The sequence below is a fragment of the Hoeflea sp. genome (assembly GCF_984452065.1).
Map to the genome: position 1 here is coordinate 19,004 of NZ_CFHWAF010000033.1, position 17,154 is coordinate 36,157.

The 17,154-nt window shown below is 59.6% G+C and carries 19 protein-coding genes; 6 read left to right on the top strand and 13 right to left on the bottom strand.

Going from position 1 to position 17,154, the window contains the following annotated elements; all coding sequences use genetic code 11:
• The 6 genes from AC5E6N_RS08645 to AC5E6N_RS08670 all read left to right on the top strand — a co-directional run.
• On the top strand, nucleotides 1–389 hold a 389-nt coding region (locus AC5E6N_RS08645), incomplete at its 5' end, for a 2OG-Fe(II) oxygenase (protein ID WP_491747446.1).
• 5 nt (nucleotides 390–394) lie between these two features.
• Nucleotides 395–1,186, top strand: coding sequence for a 2OG-Fe(II)-dependent halogenase WelO5 family protein (locus AC5E6N_RS08650; RefSeq protein ID WP_491747447.1), 792 nt, complete (start codon nucleotides 395–397; stop codon nucleotides 1,184–1,186).
• A complete protein-coding gene (locus tag AC5E6N_RS08655) occupies nucleotides 1,177–2,451 on the top strand; it encodes an MFS transporter (protein ID WP_491747448.1) in 1,275 nt (424 codons plus the stop codon). The genes AC5E6N_RS08650 and AC5E6N_RS08655 overlap by 10 nt, the downstream gene beginning before the upstream one ends.
• A 243-nt stretch (nucleotides 2,452–2,694) precedes the next feature.
• Complete coding sequence (locus AC5E6N_RS08660) at nucleotides 2,695–2,985, top strand: DUF202 domain-containing protein (RefSeq protein ID WP_491747449.1); 291 nt, start codon at nucleotides 2,695–2,697, stop codon at nucleotides 2,983–2,985.
• Nucleotides 2,986–3,439: 454 nt separating this feature from the next.
• Nucleotides 3,440–3,610: a hypothetical protein gene (locus AC5E6N_RS08665; RefSeq protein WP_491747450.1), complete on the top strand. Its 171-nt coding sequence runs from the start codon at nucleotides 3,440–3,442 to the stop codon at nucleotides 3,608–3,610.
• 21 nt (nucleotides 3,611–3,631) lie between these two features.
• Nucleotides 3,632–6,340 carry a methyl-accepting chemotaxis protein gene (locus AC5E6N_RS08670; RefSeq protein ID WP_491747451.1) on the top strand — a complete coding sequence of 903 codons (2,709 nt, stop codon included), beginning with the start codon at nucleotides 3,632–3,634 and terminating at the stop codon, nucleotides 6,338–6,340.
• Nucleotides 6,341–6,409: 69 nt separating this feature from the next.
• Here AC5E6N_RS08670 and curA read toward each other — a convergent pair whose 3' ends face one another.
• The 13 genes from curA to urtB all read right to left on the bottom strand — a co-directional run.
• Complete coding sequence (curA, locus tag AC5E6N_RS08675; protein ID WP_491747452.1) at nucleotides 6,410–7,432, bottom strand: NADPH-dependent curcumin/dihydrocurcumin reductase; 1,023 nt, start codon at nucleotides 7,430–7,432, stop codon at nucleotides 6,410–6,412.
• 139 nt (nucleotides 7,433–7,571) lie between these two features.
• On the bottom strand, nucleotides 7,572–8,159 hold the full coding sequence (locus tag AC5E6N_RS08680) for a TetR/AcrR family transcriptional regulator (RefSeq protein WP_491747453.1): 588 nt from the start codon (nucleotides 8,157–8,159) through the stop codon (nucleotides 7,572–7,574).
• Nucleotides 8,160–8,285: 126 nt separating this feature from the next.
• Nucleotides 8,286–8,906, bottom strand: coding sequence for an urease accessory protein UreG (gene ureG / locus AC5E6N_RS08685; protein WP_491747464.1), 621 nt, complete (start codon nucleotides 8,904–8,906; stop codon nucleotides 8,286–8,288).
• Complete coding sequence (locus AC5E6N_RS08690; protein WP_491747454.1) at nucleotides 8,900–9,571, bottom strand: urease accessory protein UreF; 672 nt, start codon at nucleotides 9,569–9,571, stop codon at nucleotides 8,900–8,902. Before AC5E6N_RS08690 ends, ureG begins: the two co-directional genes overlap by 7 nt.
• On the bottom strand, nucleotides 9,564–10,016 hold the full coding sequence (locus AC5E6N_RS08695; protein ID WP_491747455.1) for an urease accessory protein UreE: 453 nt from the start codon (nucleotides 10,014–10,016) through the stop codon (nucleotides 9,564–9,566). The genes AC5E6N_RS08690 and AC5E6N_RS08695 overlap by 8 nt, the downstream gene beginning before the upstream one ends.
• A complete protein-coding gene (ureC, locus tag AC5E6N_RS08700) occupies nucleotides 10,013–11,725 on the bottom strand; it encodes an urease subunit alpha (protein WP_491747456.1) in 1,713 nt (570 codons plus the stop codon). The genes AC5E6N_RS08695 and ureC overlap by 4 nt, the downstream gene beginning before the upstream one ends.
• 6 nt (nucleotides 11,726–11,731) lie before the next feature.
• Complete coding sequence (locus tag AC5E6N_RS08705; protein ID WP_491747457.1) at nucleotides 11,732–12,037, bottom strand: urease subunit beta; 306 nt, start codon at nucleotides 12,035–12,037, stop codon at nucleotides 11,732–11,734.
• 8 nt (nucleotides 12,038–12,045) lie between these two features.
• Nucleotides 12,046–12,348: an urease subunit gamma gene (locus tag AC5E6N_RS08710; RefSeq protein ID WP_491747458.1), complete on the bottom strand. Its 303-nt coding sequence runs from the start codon at nucleotides 12,346–12,348 to the stop codon at nucleotides 12,046–12,048.
• A gap of 9 nt (nucleotides 12,349–12,357) precedes the next feature.
• A complete protein-coding gene (locus tag AC5E6N_RS08715) occupies nucleotides 12,358–13,209 on the bottom strand; it encodes an urease accessory protein UreD (RefSeq protein WP_491747459.1) in 852 nt (283 codons plus the stop codon).
• Between the two features lie 19 nt (nucleotides 13,210–13,228).
• On the bottom strand, nucleotides 13,229–13,930 hold the full coding sequence (urtE, locus tag AC5E6N_RS08720) for an urea ABC transporter ATP-binding subunit UrtE (protein ID WP_491747460.1): 702 nt from the start codon (nucleotides 13,928–13,930) through the stop codon (nucleotides 13,229–13,231).
• Nucleotides 13,931–13,943: 13 nt separating this feature from the next.
• Nucleotides 13,944–14,696 (bottom strand): urea ABC transporter ATP-binding protein UrtD, encoded by a 753-nt coding sequence (urtD, locus tag AC5E6N_RS08725; RefSeq protein WP_491747461.1) that lies wholly within the window; start codon nucleotides 14,694–14,696, stop codon nucleotides 13,944–13,946.
• Nucleotides 14,693–15,838 carry an urea ABC transporter permease subunit UrtC gene (gene urtC / locus AC5E6N_RS08730; protein WP_491747462.1) on the bottom strand — a complete coding sequence of 382 codons (1,146 nt, stop codon included), beginning with the start codon at nucleotides 15,836–15,838 and terminating at the stop codon, nucleotides 14,693–14,695. The genes urtD and urtC overlap by 4 nt, the downstream gene beginning before the upstream one ends.
• The coding region (urtB, locus tag AC5E6N_RS08735; protein WP_491747463.1) for an urea ABC transporter permease subunit UrtB at nucleotides 15,835–17,154 on the bottom strand (1,320 nt) is incomplete at its 5' end. The genes urtB and urtC, both read right to left, overlap by 4 nt.

A 17,154-nucleotide genomic window follows, 5' to 3' on the forward strand; every position in this document is an offset into this window, starting at 1 on the left:
CTCGCATGGTGGAGCCGGATACGACGTTTCTCGCCCATCACGACATCTTTTCTGAAGACGCACCAGGATTGGAAGAGGCGGAGTCGCTTCTCGCGCAGTTCGCGGCGAACATCTACTTCCAAGTGCCCAACAAAGGTGGCGAGTTGCTCATGTGGCACCGCAGTATGAGCACCGAAGAGTTCGACGAGAAACGCAAAGGGCAATATGGCATCGAAATCGATGATCTCCCTCCACCCGATGTGGTGGTGAAGCCTGGCCGCGGCGACCTTCTGATCTTCGATTCTCGCAAGATCCACGCAGTTGCGTCACCGCGCGACCAGGCACGTGTCGCCGTTTCTTTCTTCATTGGCTATCGCGGAGACGATCAGCCCCTAACCTACTGGAGCTAAACGATATGCTTGATGCAAAGAGAGCCGAGGTGCGATCTGCCGACAAGCTGACAAAAGAGGATCTGGACGCACTGATCAGCCATGAAATCCAGGTGCTTCGGATTCCATACTTCGTCCCGCAGTCAACCTGCCGCGAGATTTCTTCGGGACTCAAATCAACTGGTTATCATGACTATCGGAACGCCCCGCAGGTTGGAAGGATCGGGATGTCGTATTTTGAAACCGCCCGCGATCCAGAGATTGTGGATCATTATTTCAGGACGGCGCTCGACAATATTGATCTCCTGCGCAGCGCCTGTGCGCCGTACGCGTGCCCCATAGACACCTTTCGCTGCCTTTTGGACGAGATCTGGAATCGCGGATGCACCCTGCAGACGCTCTACGGAAAGAAGATGTTTGTCGGGCTGTCACGAAGCATGAAGCCTGGCGTTCCATTGAAAGCTCACCATGACATGTTCGGCCGTCACGCGCCGGATACACCGGAAGCCGCTTCACTGATCAGCCAGTTTGGCGTCAACGTCTATGTGGATGTGCCTGAGGTCGGTGGCGAGTTGGCGATGTGGAACACCGAGATCTCGGACGAAGAGTTTCTTGAACAGCGGGGAGACGACTACGCTATTCCTCTTGAGCAACTCGGCGCCCACGACTTTTCGGTTAAACCCAAGGTCGGCGACCTTATCTTGTTCAACGCCCGGAAGCTGCATGCCGTGCTGTCAGGCAAGGGCACGGACCGCCTGACCTTATCGACCTTCCTCGGGTTTCGTGGCGAAGCGGAGCCGCTGACCGTATGGAGTTGAAGACCGATACATCGCCACCCCAAGGTCGCATTCTTGTATTTCTGCTGACTGTTTTTGCCGCCGGGTATCTCCTCTCCTCCCTCCTGCGCGGTGTTACCGCCGCCTTGGCGCCAATCTTCACGCAGGAGTTTTCGGTTTCACCAGCGCAATTAGGTCTGCTGGCGGGATCGTATTTTGCATCTTTTGCGCTGTTGCAGCTCCCGATGGGAATGTTCCTCGACCGGTATGGCGTTCGTGCCGTGATGGTCGTGTCGCTGACCATAGCGACCCTATCGTGTTTCGCATTTGCCGCTGCACTCTCCTTTCCGGGCCTGTTCTGGGCACGGCTTTTGAGCGGGGTCGGGGTGAGCGCCTGTCTAATCGCGCCCCTGACGGCTGCTCGCCTCTGGACCCCGGCGCCGATGCAACAGCGGATCAATTCCTGGATGCTGATGGCCGGTGCGCTCGGCCTAGTCTTGGGGACATTGCCGTCAGAGAGCGTTGCGACCGCATATGGCTGGCGTCCGCTTTTCATGGCGTTGGGTGTCCTTTTCGGCGCGGTCGCGGGACTCATTGCCCTATATGCCCCAAGGCACACTCGATCCAACGAGCAAGGGACAACAGGAATTGTAAGTGGCTATGCGCAAGTGGTTCGCGCGCCTTACACATGGAAGATCGGAGCGCTGGGCTTGCTCAATTATGCCATCCTGGTTGCGGTACAGACCTTATGGGTCGGGCCTTGGCTTACGGAAGTAACCGGGGAGACGACGCGCGGAGCATCGATGGGCCTGCTATGGATCAACATCATCATGCTGGTGGTGTTTTTGGTCATGGGCTATCTGAGTCCTTACATCATCCGGTCACCGGATGATGCCGAGACTCTTCTCCGCCGATTTACGCCATTCAGCATCGCAATGCTGGTATGGATCACGACAATGGGCTCGTCCGCACAGTGGTACCACTTTGCAGCCTTCTGTGCCGCGGCATGGCCGCTATCCGTGACTCACCCCTTGGTTGGCCAGCGCTTTGATCCGGCAGAGGCCGGCAGGGCCATTGCTTTTTTCAACCTGCTGCTCTTTGTCGGTGTGTTTCTTTGGCAATGGGGTTTTGGCGTTCTGGTTTCGGAACTGGGGGGCCGGTATGGCACAGAAGCGGCATACCAGCTCGCCTTGGCTGCACTCGCTCTGCTCTCTGTCATCGGTTACGGGATTTTTGTTGGGCTGTTTCGCAACACGCCAAAGGCCGTGCGGACTTCAGTTGCCTATGAAAAAGAGCATCAACCTTAGGTCGGACGAGGCTGCGGCAACAGTAGAAGACTACGCAAAGAAATCAAATGGGCGTGGAGAGCTTTTGTATCAACGGGGAATGGATGTTTGGATGGATGATGACAATTGCCAAAAAGCGGCCCGGACAGATGTTCCGGGCCGCTTTTTGCGTTTGGATAACGCAGTGGCCGCGTTGCGGAATGGATTTGACCTCAACCTGCTGTGCACGGCAGGCTGGCTGCGACACAGTATGAGGTGGTTGCCATGGACGCGCGCGAAAAACGGTCGGTTGAGAACCTTGTCCTCGCCATCGTGCGTACCGAACTTGCGAACAGGCGCACACTTCTGTCCTACCTCAACACATCGATCGCGCTGTTCGTCTCCGGCGCCGGCCTGTTGAAACTCAGCGGGAGCCTTTGGCTTGAGTGGATCGGCATCCTGCTCATGCCCGTTTCTATGGTCGTGGCCGCGATCGGCGTTATCGATTATGCGGTGCTGAGGCGCAGCATCGAGAATGAAAGGGAAAGAGCCGCCGCCGAAGACATCGATGCCTGACGGCATCGGATACGAGGCTGTCGGCGACGGCCCCGGGCGGCACGCGCCGTGCCGCCTTTTATGCTGGCCGGGCAATTGATCCGGCCAAACGCGACCGGCATGCGCAGGTGATCTGCGCTGCCGCTTGTCTTTTCGGAGCGGTGTGCGGACAACCGATATGGAAGTTTGCCTGAAGTCGGGCGTTTCGCCCCATCGGATATGACGGCAAACGGTCTTCGGCGACTTTGTCCGCGCCTGCGATGCATATATCGTAAGATCAATCGCCGGTTGCAAATTACAAACCGGTAATGCGATAAATATTCAATATTTTTCAGATATTTATGGGGCATCACAATCGCGAGAGCGGGTTGCCGCGCGATCGTATCGATGTCTTCAGGACGGCCCTACCGATCGGCGCGAAGTAGCCGAGCTGCGGCTATGCGACGCGCAGTTTGCAACCGATAGGGGGCCTGTCATGGAGACTTCAAAGGCGTCGGCCTACGATCTGATTTCCCGTTTCAATCACTGGGTCATCGCCCTTGCCATGATCGGTTCTAAAATGCAAGTTTGTTATTGCCGCTGCAACGATGGCGCTTTCAGCATCATCAGCCGCTATTGGGGAGCGGATATTCCAAAGCTGACTTAATTCTTCACGGGCTCAAAACGGATGTTTAAAAATTTTGGGTGGCGACTGCTTTCCAACAGCATCGGGATTCGCATTAACTTCGCCATTGCCGCCATCAGTGGTATGGCGGCAATCGGTATGGGTCTGGCGATATTCGCCTTTACTTCAAGCGAAACCAGGTTCAACGGGTTTAATTCGCGGCAGGTACCGGCCCTGGTCAATGCCGGGCAGTTGGCGATCAAGTCGACCGAAATGACCGTTGCCGTATCTGAACTCGTGGCGGCGGATAACGAAGATGACCGAAGTCGCGCATATGCAGACCTTTCGCGTTCTGTAGCCCAGATCGAAGAAAAACGTCTACAACTGCAGGACTATGTCGACGCCAGTCGCATGGAAGCTCTTGGTCGGGCGAATGAAAGGTTCGACCAACTCCTGTCTTCCCTGAATGAGCAAACCGCAGCAAACATTCGTTACCAGGAAGAGGGGGCAAAACGTCTAGGCCTGCTTTTCGGCGACGTTGAAAAAATGACCGGCGATTTGAATCCGGTTATCGACGATTTGTATTTCGAACTGGTCCTGTCCGCAGAAGATGCCGCACAAACTGCGGCAGACGCCGTAACGAAACTCATCAGCGAAGATGTCACAAGCTTCCAGCTTCTGTTGACGCTGCGCAATGATTTGAACGCAACCTTTACCGCGATTTCCACCCTGTTTGCATCCAGGGATCCGAATTTGACGATCGTGGCAAATGAAAATCTTGTTTCCGCCGCCGGGAAGCTGGAGCGATCCATGGAGGGGCTTCATGCACTTCCAGCATATGAAGACTTGAAAACTGAACTCGGCCTTTTTGATGGGTTGCCGGCGGAAGCAATGGCAATGCGTGAGGCATCGACATTTTCCGCCACCGCCGATGCGACAGTGCAGTTTCTGGATCTTCTTGAAGAACTCGGCACGAGCCTGGACGAACGCCTGGTTTCTGAAATCGACGACAAATTGTTCGAAATGACGATCAATGCGCAGGAGACCGTTGAAACAAACGGCAAGGTGATATCCAACCTCGTCAATGTTGAGGTGGACAGGTTTCGTTCAATCCTTGAAGCGCTTGCCGTCATTCGTGAAATCACGGCGAATTTGGTCCAGGGCGCGCTATCTGAAGACGTCCATTTGCTGCCACCGATACAGGATAAGATCCTGTCGAACATGAGTTTGCTTCGTGAAGCGAGCGAACGCATAGACGTTGAGTCTATCAAAGACGCCTATGAACGCTTTGGTCAGTATTCTGCTCCCGAAACAGGCATTATCGCAGACCGTTTAAATTCTCTTGAGAACAATGCGAGCGTAAAAGAGGTCGTCGAAGACGTTTTCGTCACCTCGCGCGCCATTGACACACAAATAAACTCCATCCTTTCAGAAAACCAAATGGATGTAGCGGCGATTTCAGAGGAGTTTGCTGAATCACTTAACACGATGAAGTGGTCCCTGATCCTGTTTACTGCAGCATTGATCGGGCTCGCTTTATTGATCGCATGGTGGGTTGTCAGCAGAAATACTGTACGCCCGCTGGTGAATCTGATCGGAGTAACTCGGCAGATAGCGGAAGGCAGGCTTCATGCCGAAATCACCCAGCAGGACAGAAAGGACGAGATCGGCCAGTTGGCCAAAGCCCTCGATACGTTCCAGCAAGCCGCCGAGGAACGGATAGAGCTTGAGCAACGAAACGAAGCTGGCAGAAGACAGCAGGAAGAGGAACGCGCAACTCGTCAGGCGGAAAAAGAGCGTGAAGCAGCTCAAATGGAGGCAGTCGTCGACCATCTCGGTGGAGCCTTGCAACGTCTTTCCAGCGGCGATCTGACAGTGGAAATTTGCGAGAAGTTCCCCGATGAACTGGAAGTATTACGCACGGACTTCAATTCATCGGTCAAGCACCTCCTCGGCGTCATGTCCGAGATTTCGGCCGTGTCCAATTCCATCAATAACAACTCGTCCGAAATCAGTGTTGCCACGATGGAGTTGTCGAAGCGCACGGAGACTCAAGCCAGTACACTGGTAGAGACATCGTCGTCACTTGAACAGATTTCTCATGCAGTTCGTGGCACGACATCAAGCACGGCTGATGCGGGCCGAAATGCGGAAGAGACACGAAAGAACTCTGACAGGTACTCTGTTGTCGTGACGCAGGCGGTTGATGCAATGGGACGCATCGAAAGCGCCTCCAGCGATATATCCAGCATCATCAACGTTATTGATGACATTGCCTACCAGACAAATCTGTTGGCGCTCAATGCCGGTGTCGAAGCTGCGCGAGCCGGTGACGCAGGAAGGGGATTTGCGGTTGTTGCCGAAGAGGTAAGGGCACTGGCGCAGCGTTCGGCTGATGCCGCCCGGGAAATCAAGCAGTTGATTGAGGCTTCCGAACGGGAGGTCAAGGAAGGTGCACGTCTTGTGCAGGAAACCGGCGAAGGTCTTGTGCAGATTTCCGAGCATATCAAGGAAGTGGATGGTCAAATCCAGCACATCTCAGCCGGCGCACAAGAGCAGCTTGGTGGCGTGGAACAGATTGCGGCCGCTGTGCAACACCTGGACAAAGTCACTCAAAACAATGCGAGTATGGCTGAGGAGACCACAGCCACATCGCAACAATTGGCAGATTCAGCCAGCAAGCTTGTCGGCCTGATGGACCATTTTCGTTTTGAAGGCGGACGTTCCGCGAAACCAGCAGATCACTCCGATGCGCAAAAAATCGTGTCGTGAGACAGGGCGGCATTATTCAAGCGGCGGCTTTCAGGATAGTACAGGCGGATGCATTGTGCCTTCGGCGCTCTATTGAGAGACCCGGACCACAAGCTTGCCGAAGTTCTTTCCCTCCAGCATGCCGATGAAGGCTGCGGGGGCCTTCTCCAGCCCGTCAACCACGTCCTCGCGGTATTTGATCTTGCCCTCGGCCAGCCAGCCGGCCATGTCCCTGACGAAGTCGCGATACCGGGTCTCGTAGTGATCGAAGATGATGAAGCCCTGCATCTTGATGCGTTTGACGAGCAGCATTCCGACCAGCGCCGGACTGCGGTCCGGCCCCTCCGGCAGGCTCGTTGCGTTGTAGCTGGCGATCCGGCCGCAGACCGGGATGCGGGCATGAACGTTGAGCAGCGGCAGAACGGCATCGAAGACCGCCCCGCCGACATTTTCGAAATAGACATCCACGCCATCGGGGCACGCCGCCGCCAGCTTTTCTTTGAGGTCTGCCTCATGACGGTCGATGCAGGCATCGAAACCGAGTTCCTCGACCGCGTAGCGGCATTTCTCGCTGCCGCCGGCAACGCCGACAACCCGGCATCCCTTCAGTTTGGCGATCTGGCCGACTGCCGAACCGACAGCACCCGTTGCTGCCGAGACGACCACCGTTTCGCCGGCCTTCGGCTCGCCGATGTCCAGCAAGCCGACATAGGCGGTAAATCCGGGCATGCCCATGACACCGAGCGCCAGGGACGGCTGCGGCATCTCCTTGTCGAGCCTGGCGAGCCCGGTTCCGTCCGATACGGCATAGTCCTGCCAGCCGCTTGTGCTGAGCACCAGATCGCCAACGGCATATTTCGGATTGTTCGATTCCTCCACGCGGGTCACCGTTCCGCCGGTCATGACGTCGTCGATGTTGACCGGCGGGGCATAGGACGGCGCGTCATTCATGCGGCCGCGCATATAGGGATCCAGTGAAAGATAAAGCGTGCGCAGAAGAACCTCGCCGTCTTTCGGCCGGGGTATTTCCGTTTCCTCGAGCCGGAAGTTGCCGGGGGTCGGAAACCCCGTGGGGCGGGAGGCAAGGACGATGCGGCGGTTTTTGTCGGTCATGGATTTTCCTCCGTTGACTGTGATTCGGCGGCATTCGGCCGGATTTTCGACGATGCTCCAGTAGACCAGTCGTCTATCTCGATAAAGCTATTATATTTCAGCGCTTTGGTGATGTGGTGTTTCCTTGAATGTACTCGTGTTAGCGGATCTGCAGCATCTGCCGCGTCGCCAGAAGCGCGTTCTTGAATGCATGGGTATCGTGGCGCAGCTTGGTCATCAGTGTCGCGCCCAGCCAGAGATCGTAGAGCGCCAGCGCCGCCTGCACCGGTTTCATGGTCTCCGGCAATGAGCCGTCGCGAATGCCCTCCATGAGGCATTGCGCCAGCCGGGTCACAATACGTTCCGTGCCCTCGTGGAGGATTTCCCGCATGTTCTCCGAAAGGTCCGAGACCTCGGCGCCAAGCTTGACGACCAGACATCGTGTGCCGAATTCAAAAGACTCCTGAGACTCCGTCCACAATGTCCAGTAACGCATGAGGCGTTCAGCCGCACTGCGCCCGTCAGGCCTCAGAATCCGGTCCATTCGCTCCAGATAACGCTTGAAATAATCCTCCAGGAGCGCTTCGCCGAAACTCTCCTTTGAACGGAAGTAATGATAGAAGGAGCCCTTGGGAACGCCGGCCACGGAAAGCAGTTCGGACAGGCCGACGGCGGTGAAGCCTTTTCCGAGGATCACCTCGCGGCTGGAATCGAGAATATGCTGACGTGTGTTCCCTTGAGCGGCCATGGCACATTCCTAGAATCAATTAGACCAGTCGTCTAGTCCCGTCCCCTGAAGCCCGAAATTGAGTAAAACAAACTGTGCGGATGACTGAAAATCGGTATTTGTCAGCATCCCTGTCGGATTTCAGCTCTATCCGTGCTTCAAACCGCCCGAGTCGCACAGGAAGCGGACGATTTCGTCCACCCCGTCGCCGTGGCGTAAATCGGTAAAGACAGTCGGGCGGCCTTGCCGGCCGGCGTCGGCGTCCCGGGCCATGACGTCAAGGTCCGCGCTCACATGGGGGGCAAGATCGGCCTTGTTGATGATCAGGAGGTCCGAGCGCGTGATCGCCGGTCCGCCCTTGCGGGGGATTTCCTCGCCCTGGCATACGGAGATCACATAGAGCGTCAGGTCGGCCAGGTCGGGTGAGAAGGTCGCGGCCAGATTGTCGCCGCCGGATTCGATGAACACAATGTCGAGATCGGCATGCCGGCTTGCGAGTTCGTCGATGGCGGCAAGGTTGATGGATGCGTCTTCGCGAATGGCCGTGTGCGGACAGCCGCCGGTCTCGACACCGACAATGCGGTCCGACGACAGCGCCTGCATACGCACCAGCGCCTCGGCATCCTCACGCGTGTAGATGTCGTTCGTGACCACACCGACCGACCAGTGCCCGCGCATCGTCTTGCAGAGCTTTTCGGTCAGGGTCGTCTTGCCGGACCCGACCGGACCGCCGATGCCGACACGCAAAGGGCCGTTTGAAGTCATGATCGGAAGATCCTCGAATGTTGCGTTTCGTGGTTCATGGCGACGATCTCCGCCAGGAAGGTGGCGCTGCCGAGATCGTCCAGTGTGGCCGATGCCGCCCGTCTGCCGGTTTCTGCGAGAACCGGCTCCAGGGCTGAAAGGACATTTACGCCCTGTTTTTGTCCGATCGATGTCAGCCGCAAGGCGGCCTGGATCAGGTTTGCGGTGAACGCGTGGAGATAGGCCGTGATCGTCGCTTCAAGGGCAATATCGTGCACACCGGCCAGCGCTCCGACCGCGACGGGCAGGGGACAATCGGAGTCAAGGTTCAGGGGAGCCGGCGCGGGCCATGCCTCAGCCGCCTCGAGGAAGGCGGCCCCCTGTTTTACCGTCTCCAGATGGCGCTCGCTCGAGCCGGCGAGCGCTTCACCAAGTGCGCGCAGTTCTTCGAGATCCTGTTTTGCCCTGGCGCGCCGCCAGCTTTCGGCGACGAGTACCGCGTCATTCCAGGCCGAACCCAGTTCCAGGAGATCACGGAGCCAGGCTTCGAGACTGTCCGCATCTGCAACGCGGCCGTCATGAACCGCATATTCCAGCCCGTGGCTGTAGGAAAAGGCGCCGACCGGAAAACTCGGCGACAGCCAGCTCATCAAACGCAGGAGCGACCGGCCGGACAGGGATTCAGTCATGATGGTGCCCGTGTGCGCCGGAATAGGCGCCGCCTTCCGGATCGAAAGGCGCTTCGATGTCCTCAACCTCAGCGCCCAGGCCCTCAAGCATTGTGCGCATGGTGTGATCCCGGCGGATCAGGATGGATGCGTCGCTGATTGCCGAAGGGCAATGGCGATTGCCCAGATGCCAGGCAAGCTGCAACAAATGCAGCCTGTCCTTCGCCGTCACGCGATAGAGCGGTTCCGGCTCCGCCTGCACTTCGATGATACGGCCGTCGCTCAACAATAGACCGTCGCCGTGGCGCAGCAGCCGCGCCTCGGGCAGATCCAGCAGGAAGCCGATGCCGTTGTCGGAGGTCATGGCGATGCGCCGGCGGTGTCTGCCGGTCTCATCCAGAGTGATGGTCCCGGCCAGTTTCTCGGGATCGACGGGAACGATCCGGCTGACGGTGGGTTGCGTCAAAACAGGAAATACCTTTGCGCCATGGATACGGTCTCCGCCGGATCGCAGGTGAGCAGCTCTCCGTCGGCGCGCACCTCGTAGGTTTCGGGGTCGACCTCGATGTCCGGGACGGCCGCGTTGAGCTTCATCGAGTGTTTTCCGATGCCGCCCCGGGTGTTTTGAACGGCGAGCATCTGTTTTTCCGTTCCGAGCCTTTGCCTCAGATCCGAGGAGGCCGCGGCGCCCGAGACGAAGACGACGGATGCGTTTGTCCGCGCTTTGCCGTAGGTGCCGAACATGTGCCTGTAGTGCACCGGCTGCGGCGTCGGAATGGACGCGTTCGGATCGCCCATCGGCGCGGCGGCGATCGTGCCGCCGATGAGAACCATGTCCGGTTTGACGCCGAAGAATGCCGGGTCCCAGACGACGATATCCGCCCGTTTGCCGGGCTCGAGCGATCCGATATGGGCGGAGATGCCGTGGGCGATCGCCGGGTTGATCGTGTATTTGGCGATATATCTGCGAACGCGGAAATTGTCGCTCTCGCCGGTTTCCTCCGGCAGCCTGCCGCGCTGGCGTTTCATCTTGTCGGCCGTCTGCCATGTGCGGATCAGGACCTCGCCGACGCGGCCCATGGCCTGGCTGTCCGAGGCGATGATGGACAAGGCGCCGAGATCGTGGAGAATATCCTCCGCCGCGATGGTCTCGGGCCGGATCCGGCTTTCCGCGAAGGCGATATCCTCCGGGATATTGTCGTCCAGATGGTGGCAGACCATCAGCATGTCGAGGTGCTCGGCCGCGGTGTTTATCGTGCCCGGAAGCGTCGGATTGGTCGACGAGGGCAGGATGTTGTCGAGGCCGCAGACCTTGATGATGTCAGGCGCGTGGCCGCCGCCTGCGCCTTCGGTGTGGAAGGCGTGGATCGTGCGCCCGTCGATGGCTGCGATGGTGTTTTCGACGAAGCCGCTCTCGTTGAGCGTATCCGTGTGGATCATCACCTGCACGTCCATCGCATCGGCGACGGAAAGGCATGTGTCGATGGCGGCCGGTGTCGTGCCCCAGTCTTCATGCAGTTTCAGTGCAGCGGCGCCGGCATTGACCATCTCTTCAAGCGCGGCGGGTTTGGATGCATTGCCCTTGCCGGCAAAGGCAAGGTTCATCGGGAAGGCGTCGGCTGCCTGGATCATCCGGCCGATGTGCCAGGGCCCGGGCGTGCAGGTTGTCGCCAGGGTTCCGTGCGCGGGGCCGGTGCCGCCGCCCAGCATCGTGGTGACGCCCGACATCAGCGCCTCATCGATCTGCTGCGGGCAGATGAAATGGATATGGGCGTCGAAGCCGCCGGCCGTGACGATCTTGCCTTCGCCGGCGATCGCTTCCGTGCCGGGCCCGATCACGATATCGACGCCGGCCTGGGTGTCCGGGTTGCCGGCCTTGCCGATCCGCTCGATGGTTCCGTCCCGAAGACCGATGTCGGCCTTGTAGATGCCGGTGTGGTCGACGATCAGCGCGTTGGTGATGATGGTGTCCACGGCGCCTTCGGCGCGCGTCGCCTGTGACTGGCCCATGCCGTCACGGATCACCTTGCCACCGCCGAATTTGACCTCGTCACCGTGAACGGTAAGGTCGCGTTCGACCTCGATAAAAAGCTCGGTATCGGCCAGCCGCACCTTGTCGCCGGTGGTCGGGCCGAACATGTCCGCATAGGCGGCTCTTGAAATCTTTGCGGGCATGGCTGTCTAGAGCTCCCCCATGATTTTCTTCTGGAAGCCGAAGACGCGCCGCGCTCCGCCGAAGGGCACCAGCGTGACATCGCGTTCCTGGCCGGGCTCGAAGCGCACCGCCGTGCCGGGCGCGATATCGAGGCGCATGCCCCGTGCCTTTTCGCGATCAAAGATCAGGCCTTCATTGGTTTCGTAAAAATGGTAGTGGCTGCCGACCTGGACAGGCCGGTCGCCGCTGTTGGCAACGCGGATGGTGACGGTTTCAGTTCCTTCGTTGAAGGTGATCTCGCCTTGTGCGCAGATGATTTCGCCTGGGATCATGAAGGCACCTATCTTATCGGGTGGTGGACTGTGACGAGCTTCACGCCGTCGGGAAAGGTTGCTTCGACCTGCACGTCATGGATCATCTCGGCAATGCCCTCCATGACCTCGTCGCGACCGATGACATGGGCGCCCGCCTCCATCAGGTCCGCCACGCTGCGTCCGTCCCTTGCTCCTTCGACGACAAAATCCGAGATCAGCGCCACGGCTTCCGGATGGTTCAGCTTGACGCCCCTTTCGCGTCTCCTGCGCGCCACTTCCGCCGCCATGGCGATCAGCAGTTTGTCTTTTTCCCGTGGTGTCAGGTTCATGCTGTCTCCCTAGATGTTCCACAGTTTCGGCAGACCCTGCCGGGTGCCTGTCAGTTTCCGGTTGCACCAGTCGATCACCGGCACCAGTTGCCGGCGCAAATCCAGCCCGTTTTCGGCGACGATGCGCACGATGAGGCGTTCGCCGGCCGATGAGCGGATCGCGCTTGCTCCGCCGTTCGGTCCGAGCATTGACCGGACCGGGCCGATCATGTCGGCCGCGTTCGCGTGCACCAGCAGCAATGTTGCCATTGCCGTTGCGCCGGACATGGTGGCGGCGCGGCGCAGAATATCGTGCACACCGCCCTCAAGGCGCGTATCTTCCGCGTGAAGCAGCCGTCCGTGACGATATATGCGCCACCGGTCCGAGAACGACGCCTGACGCACGATCTCATCCATTGCCCGTCGCCCGAAAATGACGGGTTCGGCCAGCAGCAGGCCGGCGTCCGGTGACAATTCGACATTGAGTTCCCGCGCCAGGGCGGACCGGTCGAAGAGGATGGTTTCCTGCGGCAGCCATGACAGCGCCGCTCCGTCGCCGACCTTCAGGCCGACCTCGATGCGGGCGATGTCGCTGGCGGCGCGGTAGACCTTCTCGCAGGCCTGTGTGGTGATGACGGCGCGGGCGCTTTTGCCGACATCGACGGCCCAGTCCAGCCGGTCGCCGCCGGTTACGCCCCCGGATGTGTTGATCAGGACCGCGTCGAGCGCCGGGCCGTTATGGGTCTTCGGCAGGCGGATTTTTGCGGCACCTTCCTGGTACAGGCGGCCGAGCCGTGATGCGCCGCCGATGTGTGCGACGGAAATCCGCGCGGATCCCTTGATCCGCGGGAGCCGGTCGTTCGGCGTGATCTCGTGACGCAATACTCCCTCCATGGCCGGACTATACCATCAGGTGGCAGCGCACGTCAGGATTATCAAGATCGGCGGCAGGGCCGCTGTGAACCATTTCGCCCCGGTCCATAATATAGACCCGGTCGGCAAGCTCCCGGCAGAAATCCAGATACTGCTCCACCAGCAGGATCGTCAGGCCCACCGTGTCGCGCAGATAGGTCAGGGCGCGTGCGATGTCCTTGATGATCGACGGCTGGATGCCCTCGGTCGGCTCATCGAGGATCAGCAGCTTCGGGCGGGTGACCAGAGCCCTTCCGATCGCCAGTTGCTGTTGCTGGCCTCCCGACAGATCGCCGCCGCGGCGCGGCAGCATGGTTTGCAGCACCGGAAACAGCTCGAACACTTCCGGCGGAATGGTCCTGGAGTTGCGGCCAAGGCAGGCGAAGCCGGTCTGCAGGTTTTCCTCAACCGTCAGCAGTGGGAAGATCTCCCGCCCCTGCGGAACGGTTGCGATGCCTTTTGCCGCGCGGATATAGGGCGCCTGATTGTGGAGATTTTCGCCATCAAAGGTGACGGAGCCGGAGGATACGGCATGCTGGCCGGTGATGGCGCGCAGGAGCGATGTCTTGCCGACGCCGTTGCGCCCGAGGACACAGGTGATCGCCGACGGTTCGGCGCTCAGCGAAACGCCGCGCAGCGCCTCGGCGGCGCCGTAGTGAAGATGCAGGTCTTCGACAGTGAGCGTGGCCATGATCTCCTCCCGATCAGCGTCCGAGATAGTTCTCGATAACCTTGGGGTCGGCGCTGACGTGCTCAAGCGATCCCTCCGCCAGGACCGAACCTTCGGCCAGAACCGTGACCTTCACATCGAGGTCGCGCACGAAGCCCATGTCGTGTTCGACGACGACGACGGAATGGTTTTTGGCGATCTCGCGCAAGAGGCGCGATGTTTCCTCCGTCTCGGCATCGGTCATGCCGGCAACCGGCTCATCGACCAGAAGCAGTTTCGGGTTCTGGGCAAGCAGCATGCCGATCTCCAGCCATTGTTTTTGCCCGTGCGACAGGTTGGCGGCATATTCGTGACGTTTTGCGGCAAGACGCGTGATGTCCAGGATACGGTCGATGTCATCGCTGTCTTTCTGCGAACCGCGGTGGAACAGCGTCGCCATCACGCCGCGGTCCCGGTCAAGGGCCAGTTCCAGATTGTCCTCGACGGTGTGGCTCTCGAAAACGGTGGGTTTCTGGAACTTGCGGCCGATGCCGAGGGCGGCGATGTCGGTTTCGTCGTGCCGGGTCAGATCGATGCCGCCGTCGAAGATCACATCGCCGGTGTCGGGGCGGGTTTTTCCGGTCACGATATCCATCATGGTCGTCTTGCCGGCGCCGTTCGGGCCGATGATCGCCCGCATCTCGCCGGGTTCCAGCACCAGCGACAGGTTGTTGATGGCCTTGAAACCGTCGAATGCGACGCTGACGCCGTCGAGATAAAGCACGCTGCCGCTCGCCGCCTTCATCATTCGGCTGCCTTCCCGGCGGTTTTTGCGAGTGCCGGCTTTTGCGGCTGCCGCGCCATTTTGCCCGTCAGGGCGTTGACGGCACCGACAATGCCTTTCGGCAGGAACAGCGTGACGATGACAAAGAGCGCGCCGAGGGCAAACAGCCAGAACTCCGGGAAGGCGGCGGTGAAGACCGACTTGCCGGCATTGACGATCACCGCGCCGATGATCGGACCGATCAGTGTTCCCCTGCCGCCGACCGCCGTCCAGATCACCACCTCGATGGAATTTGCCGGCGCGAACTCTCCGGGGTTGATGATACCGACCTGCGGCACGTAGAGCGCGCCGGCCAACCCCGCCATCATGGCCGAGACGACGAAGACGAAGAGTTTGACGTTCTCGACGCGGTATCCGAAGAACCGGGAGCGGCTTTCGGCGTCGCGCACCGCGACCAGCACCTTTCCGAATTTCGAGCGCACAATGCCCGAGCAGATCAGGAAGGCCGCGGCGAGCGCCAGCGCCGAAGCGGAAAAGAGCCCGGCGCGCGTCGTTTCCGCCTGAATGTCGAAGCCGAGAATATCCTTGAAATCTGTGAGGCCGTTGTTGCCGCCGAAGCCCATTTCATTGCGGAAGAAGGCGAGCAGCAGTGCGTAGGTCATCGCCTGTGTGATGATCGAGAGATAGACGCCGGTGACGCGGCTGTGGAAGGCGAACCAGCCGAATGCGAAGGCGAGGGCGCCGGGCACCAGCACGATCATGATGGCGGCAAACCAGAACTGGTCGAAGCCGTACCAGAACCAGGGCAGTTCCTTCCAGTTCAGGAACACCATGAAATCAGGCAGGACGGGGTCTCCATAGACCCCGCGGGTTCCGATCTGGCGCATGAGATACATGCCCATCGCGTAGCCGCCCAGCGCAAAGAAAGCGCCGTGACCCAGGGAAAGGATGCCGCAATAGCCCCAGACAAGATCGAGCGCCAGCGCCAGAAGTGCGTAGTTGAGGTATTTGCCCATCAGGCTGATCGTGTAGTTCGGCACGTGCAGCGGGTGATCGGGCGGCAGGAAGAGATTGCTCAGCGGGGCGAGGATCGCCAGGCCGACGAGGGCCGCAATCACCCAGATCGCACGGCGGTCGAGAGCCTTGAAAAGAAATGATGTGATCATGCTTCGACGGCCCGGCCCTTCAGCGCGAAGAGCCCGCGCGGCCGCTTCTGGATGAACAGGATGATGAGGACGAGGATCAGGATCTTGGCAAGGACGGCGCCGGCAAAAGGCTCAAGGAACTTGTTGGCGATGCCGAGGGTCATGGCGCCGACCAACGTTCCCCAAAGATTGCCGACGCCGCCGAACACGACAACCATGAAGCTGTCGATGATGTAGCTCTGGCCGAGATTTGGCGAGACATTGGCGATCTGCGACAGGGCGACCCCGGCAATGCCGGCGATGCCGGAACCAAGAGCAAAGGTGAATGCATCGACCCAGGGGGTACGGATCCCCATCGATGCGGCCATTTTACGGTTCTGCGTCACGGCGCGCATCTGCAGTCCGAAGGACGCCTTCTTCAGGACAAGAAAAAGGGCGGCGAAGACGACCATGGCAAATACCACGATCCACAGCCGGTTGGCCGTGAGTGTCAGCCCGCCAAGCTCATAAGCCCCCGACATCCAAGACGGATTGCCGACCTCCCTGTTTGTGGGCCCGAAAATGGTGCGGATTGCCTGCTGCAGGATCAGCGAGATACCCCAGGTCGCCAGCAGCGTCTCGAGCGGCCTGCCGTAAAGAAAACGGATCACGCCGCGTTCGATGGCAAGACCGCAGGCGCCGGCGACCAGAAAGGCCAGCGGCAGGGCAAAAAGCAGCGAGTAGTCGAACAGACCCGGCGCCGATGACCGGATCGCTTCCTGAACGACGAAGGTCGTATAGGCGCCGAGCATGACCATTTCGCCATGGGCCATGTTGATGACGCCCATGACGCCGAAGGTGACGGCAAGCCCGATGGCGGCCAGCAGCAGGACCGATCCGAGCGAAATGCCGTACCAGACCGTTTGCGCGGTGTTCCAGAGCGCCGCGGACCTTTCGATTTCGGCAATCTGCGCCTGCGCCGCATCGGCGATGCTTCCTTCGCCGGCGGCCGCGATCTCGCGCAGCATCGGCAGGGCGTCGCGCCCGCCTCTTGTGCCGACAAGTTCGACGGCGCGCACTTTCTCGAAAGTGTCCGCATCGGTGCCGAGGATGGCCGCCGCTCGCGCCAGTTCCATTGCCTGGCGGACGTCGGTGTCGGTCTCGCGCTCAAGTGCCGCATCAAGGGCTTCGAGTGCCGAACCGTCGCCGCGCTTGAAAATGGTCTCGGCGGCTGCAATGCGCGTTTGCGGATCGGGGCTCTCAAGGGTCATGGAGCCGATGACACCGGCAAGCTGGCGGCGCAGCCTGTTGTTGACCTTGATCTTGAGCGCAAGAACGGTGAATTTGTTCGCGGCCTT

What these genes read in the sequence shown, in the direction of transcription:
- AC5E6N_RS08710 (WP_491747458.1), bottom strand. Translation starts at nt 12,348, where the DNA reads ATGAACCTGACACCACGGGAAAAAGACAAACTGCTGATCGCCATGGCG.
- curA (WP_491747452.1), bottom strand. Translation starts at nt 7,432, where the DNA reads ATGACCGACAAAAACCGCCGCATCGTCCTTGCCTCCCGCCCCACGGGG.
- urtE (WP_491747460.1), bottom strand. Translation starts at nt 13,930, where the DNA reads ATGGCCACGCTCACTGTCGAAGACCTGCATCTTCACTACGGCGCCGCC.
- AC5E6N_RS08650 (WP_491747447.1), top strand. Translation starts at nt 395, where the DNA reads ATGCTTGATGCAAAGAGAGCCGAGGTGCGATCTGCCGACAAGCTGACA.
- AC5E6N_RS08680 (WP_491747453.1), bottom strand. Translation starts at nt 8,159, where the DNA reads ATGGCCGCTCAAGGGAACACACGTCAGCATATTCTCGATTCCAGCCGC.
- AC5E6N_RS08665 (WP_491747450.1), top strand. Translation starts at nt 3,440, where the DNA reads ATGGAGACTTCAAAGGCGTCGGCCTACGATCTGATTTCCCGTTTCAAT.
- AC5E6N_RS08705 (WP_491747457.1), bottom strand. Translation starts at nt 12,037, where the DNA reads ATGATCCCAGGCGAAATCATCTGCGCACAAGGCGAGATCACCTTCAAC.
- urtC (WP_491747462.1), bottom strand. Translation starts at nt 15,838, where the DNA reads ATGATCACATCATTTCTTTTCAAGGCTCTCGACCGCCGTGCGATCTGG.
- urtD (WP_491747461.1), bottom strand. Translation starts at nt 14,696, where the DNA reads ATGATGAAGGCGGCGAGCGGCAGCGTGCTTTATCTCGACGGCGTCAGC.
- ureC (WP_491747456.1), bottom strand. Translation starts at nt 11,725, where the DNA reads ATGCCCGCAAAGATTTCAAGAGCCGCCTATGCGGACATGTTCGGCCCG.
- AC5E6N_RS08660 (WP_491747449.1), top strand. Translation starts at nt 2,695, where the DNA reads ATGGACGCGCGCGAAAAACGGTCGGTTGAGAACCTTGTCCTCGCCATC.
- AC5E6N_RS08690 (WP_491747454.1), bottom strand. Translation starts at nt 9,571, where the DNA reads ATGACTGAATCCCTGTCCGGCCGGTCGCTCCTGCGTTTGATGAGCTGG.
- AC5E6N_RS08655 (WP_491747448.1), top strand. Translation starts at nt 1,177, where the DNA reads ATGGAGTTGAAGACCGATACATCGCCACCCCAAGGTCGCATTCTTGTA.
- AC5E6N_RS08670 (WP_491747451.1), top strand. Translation starts at nt 3,632, where the DNA reads ATGTTTAAAAATTTTGGGTGGCGACTGCTTTCCAACAGCATCGGGATT.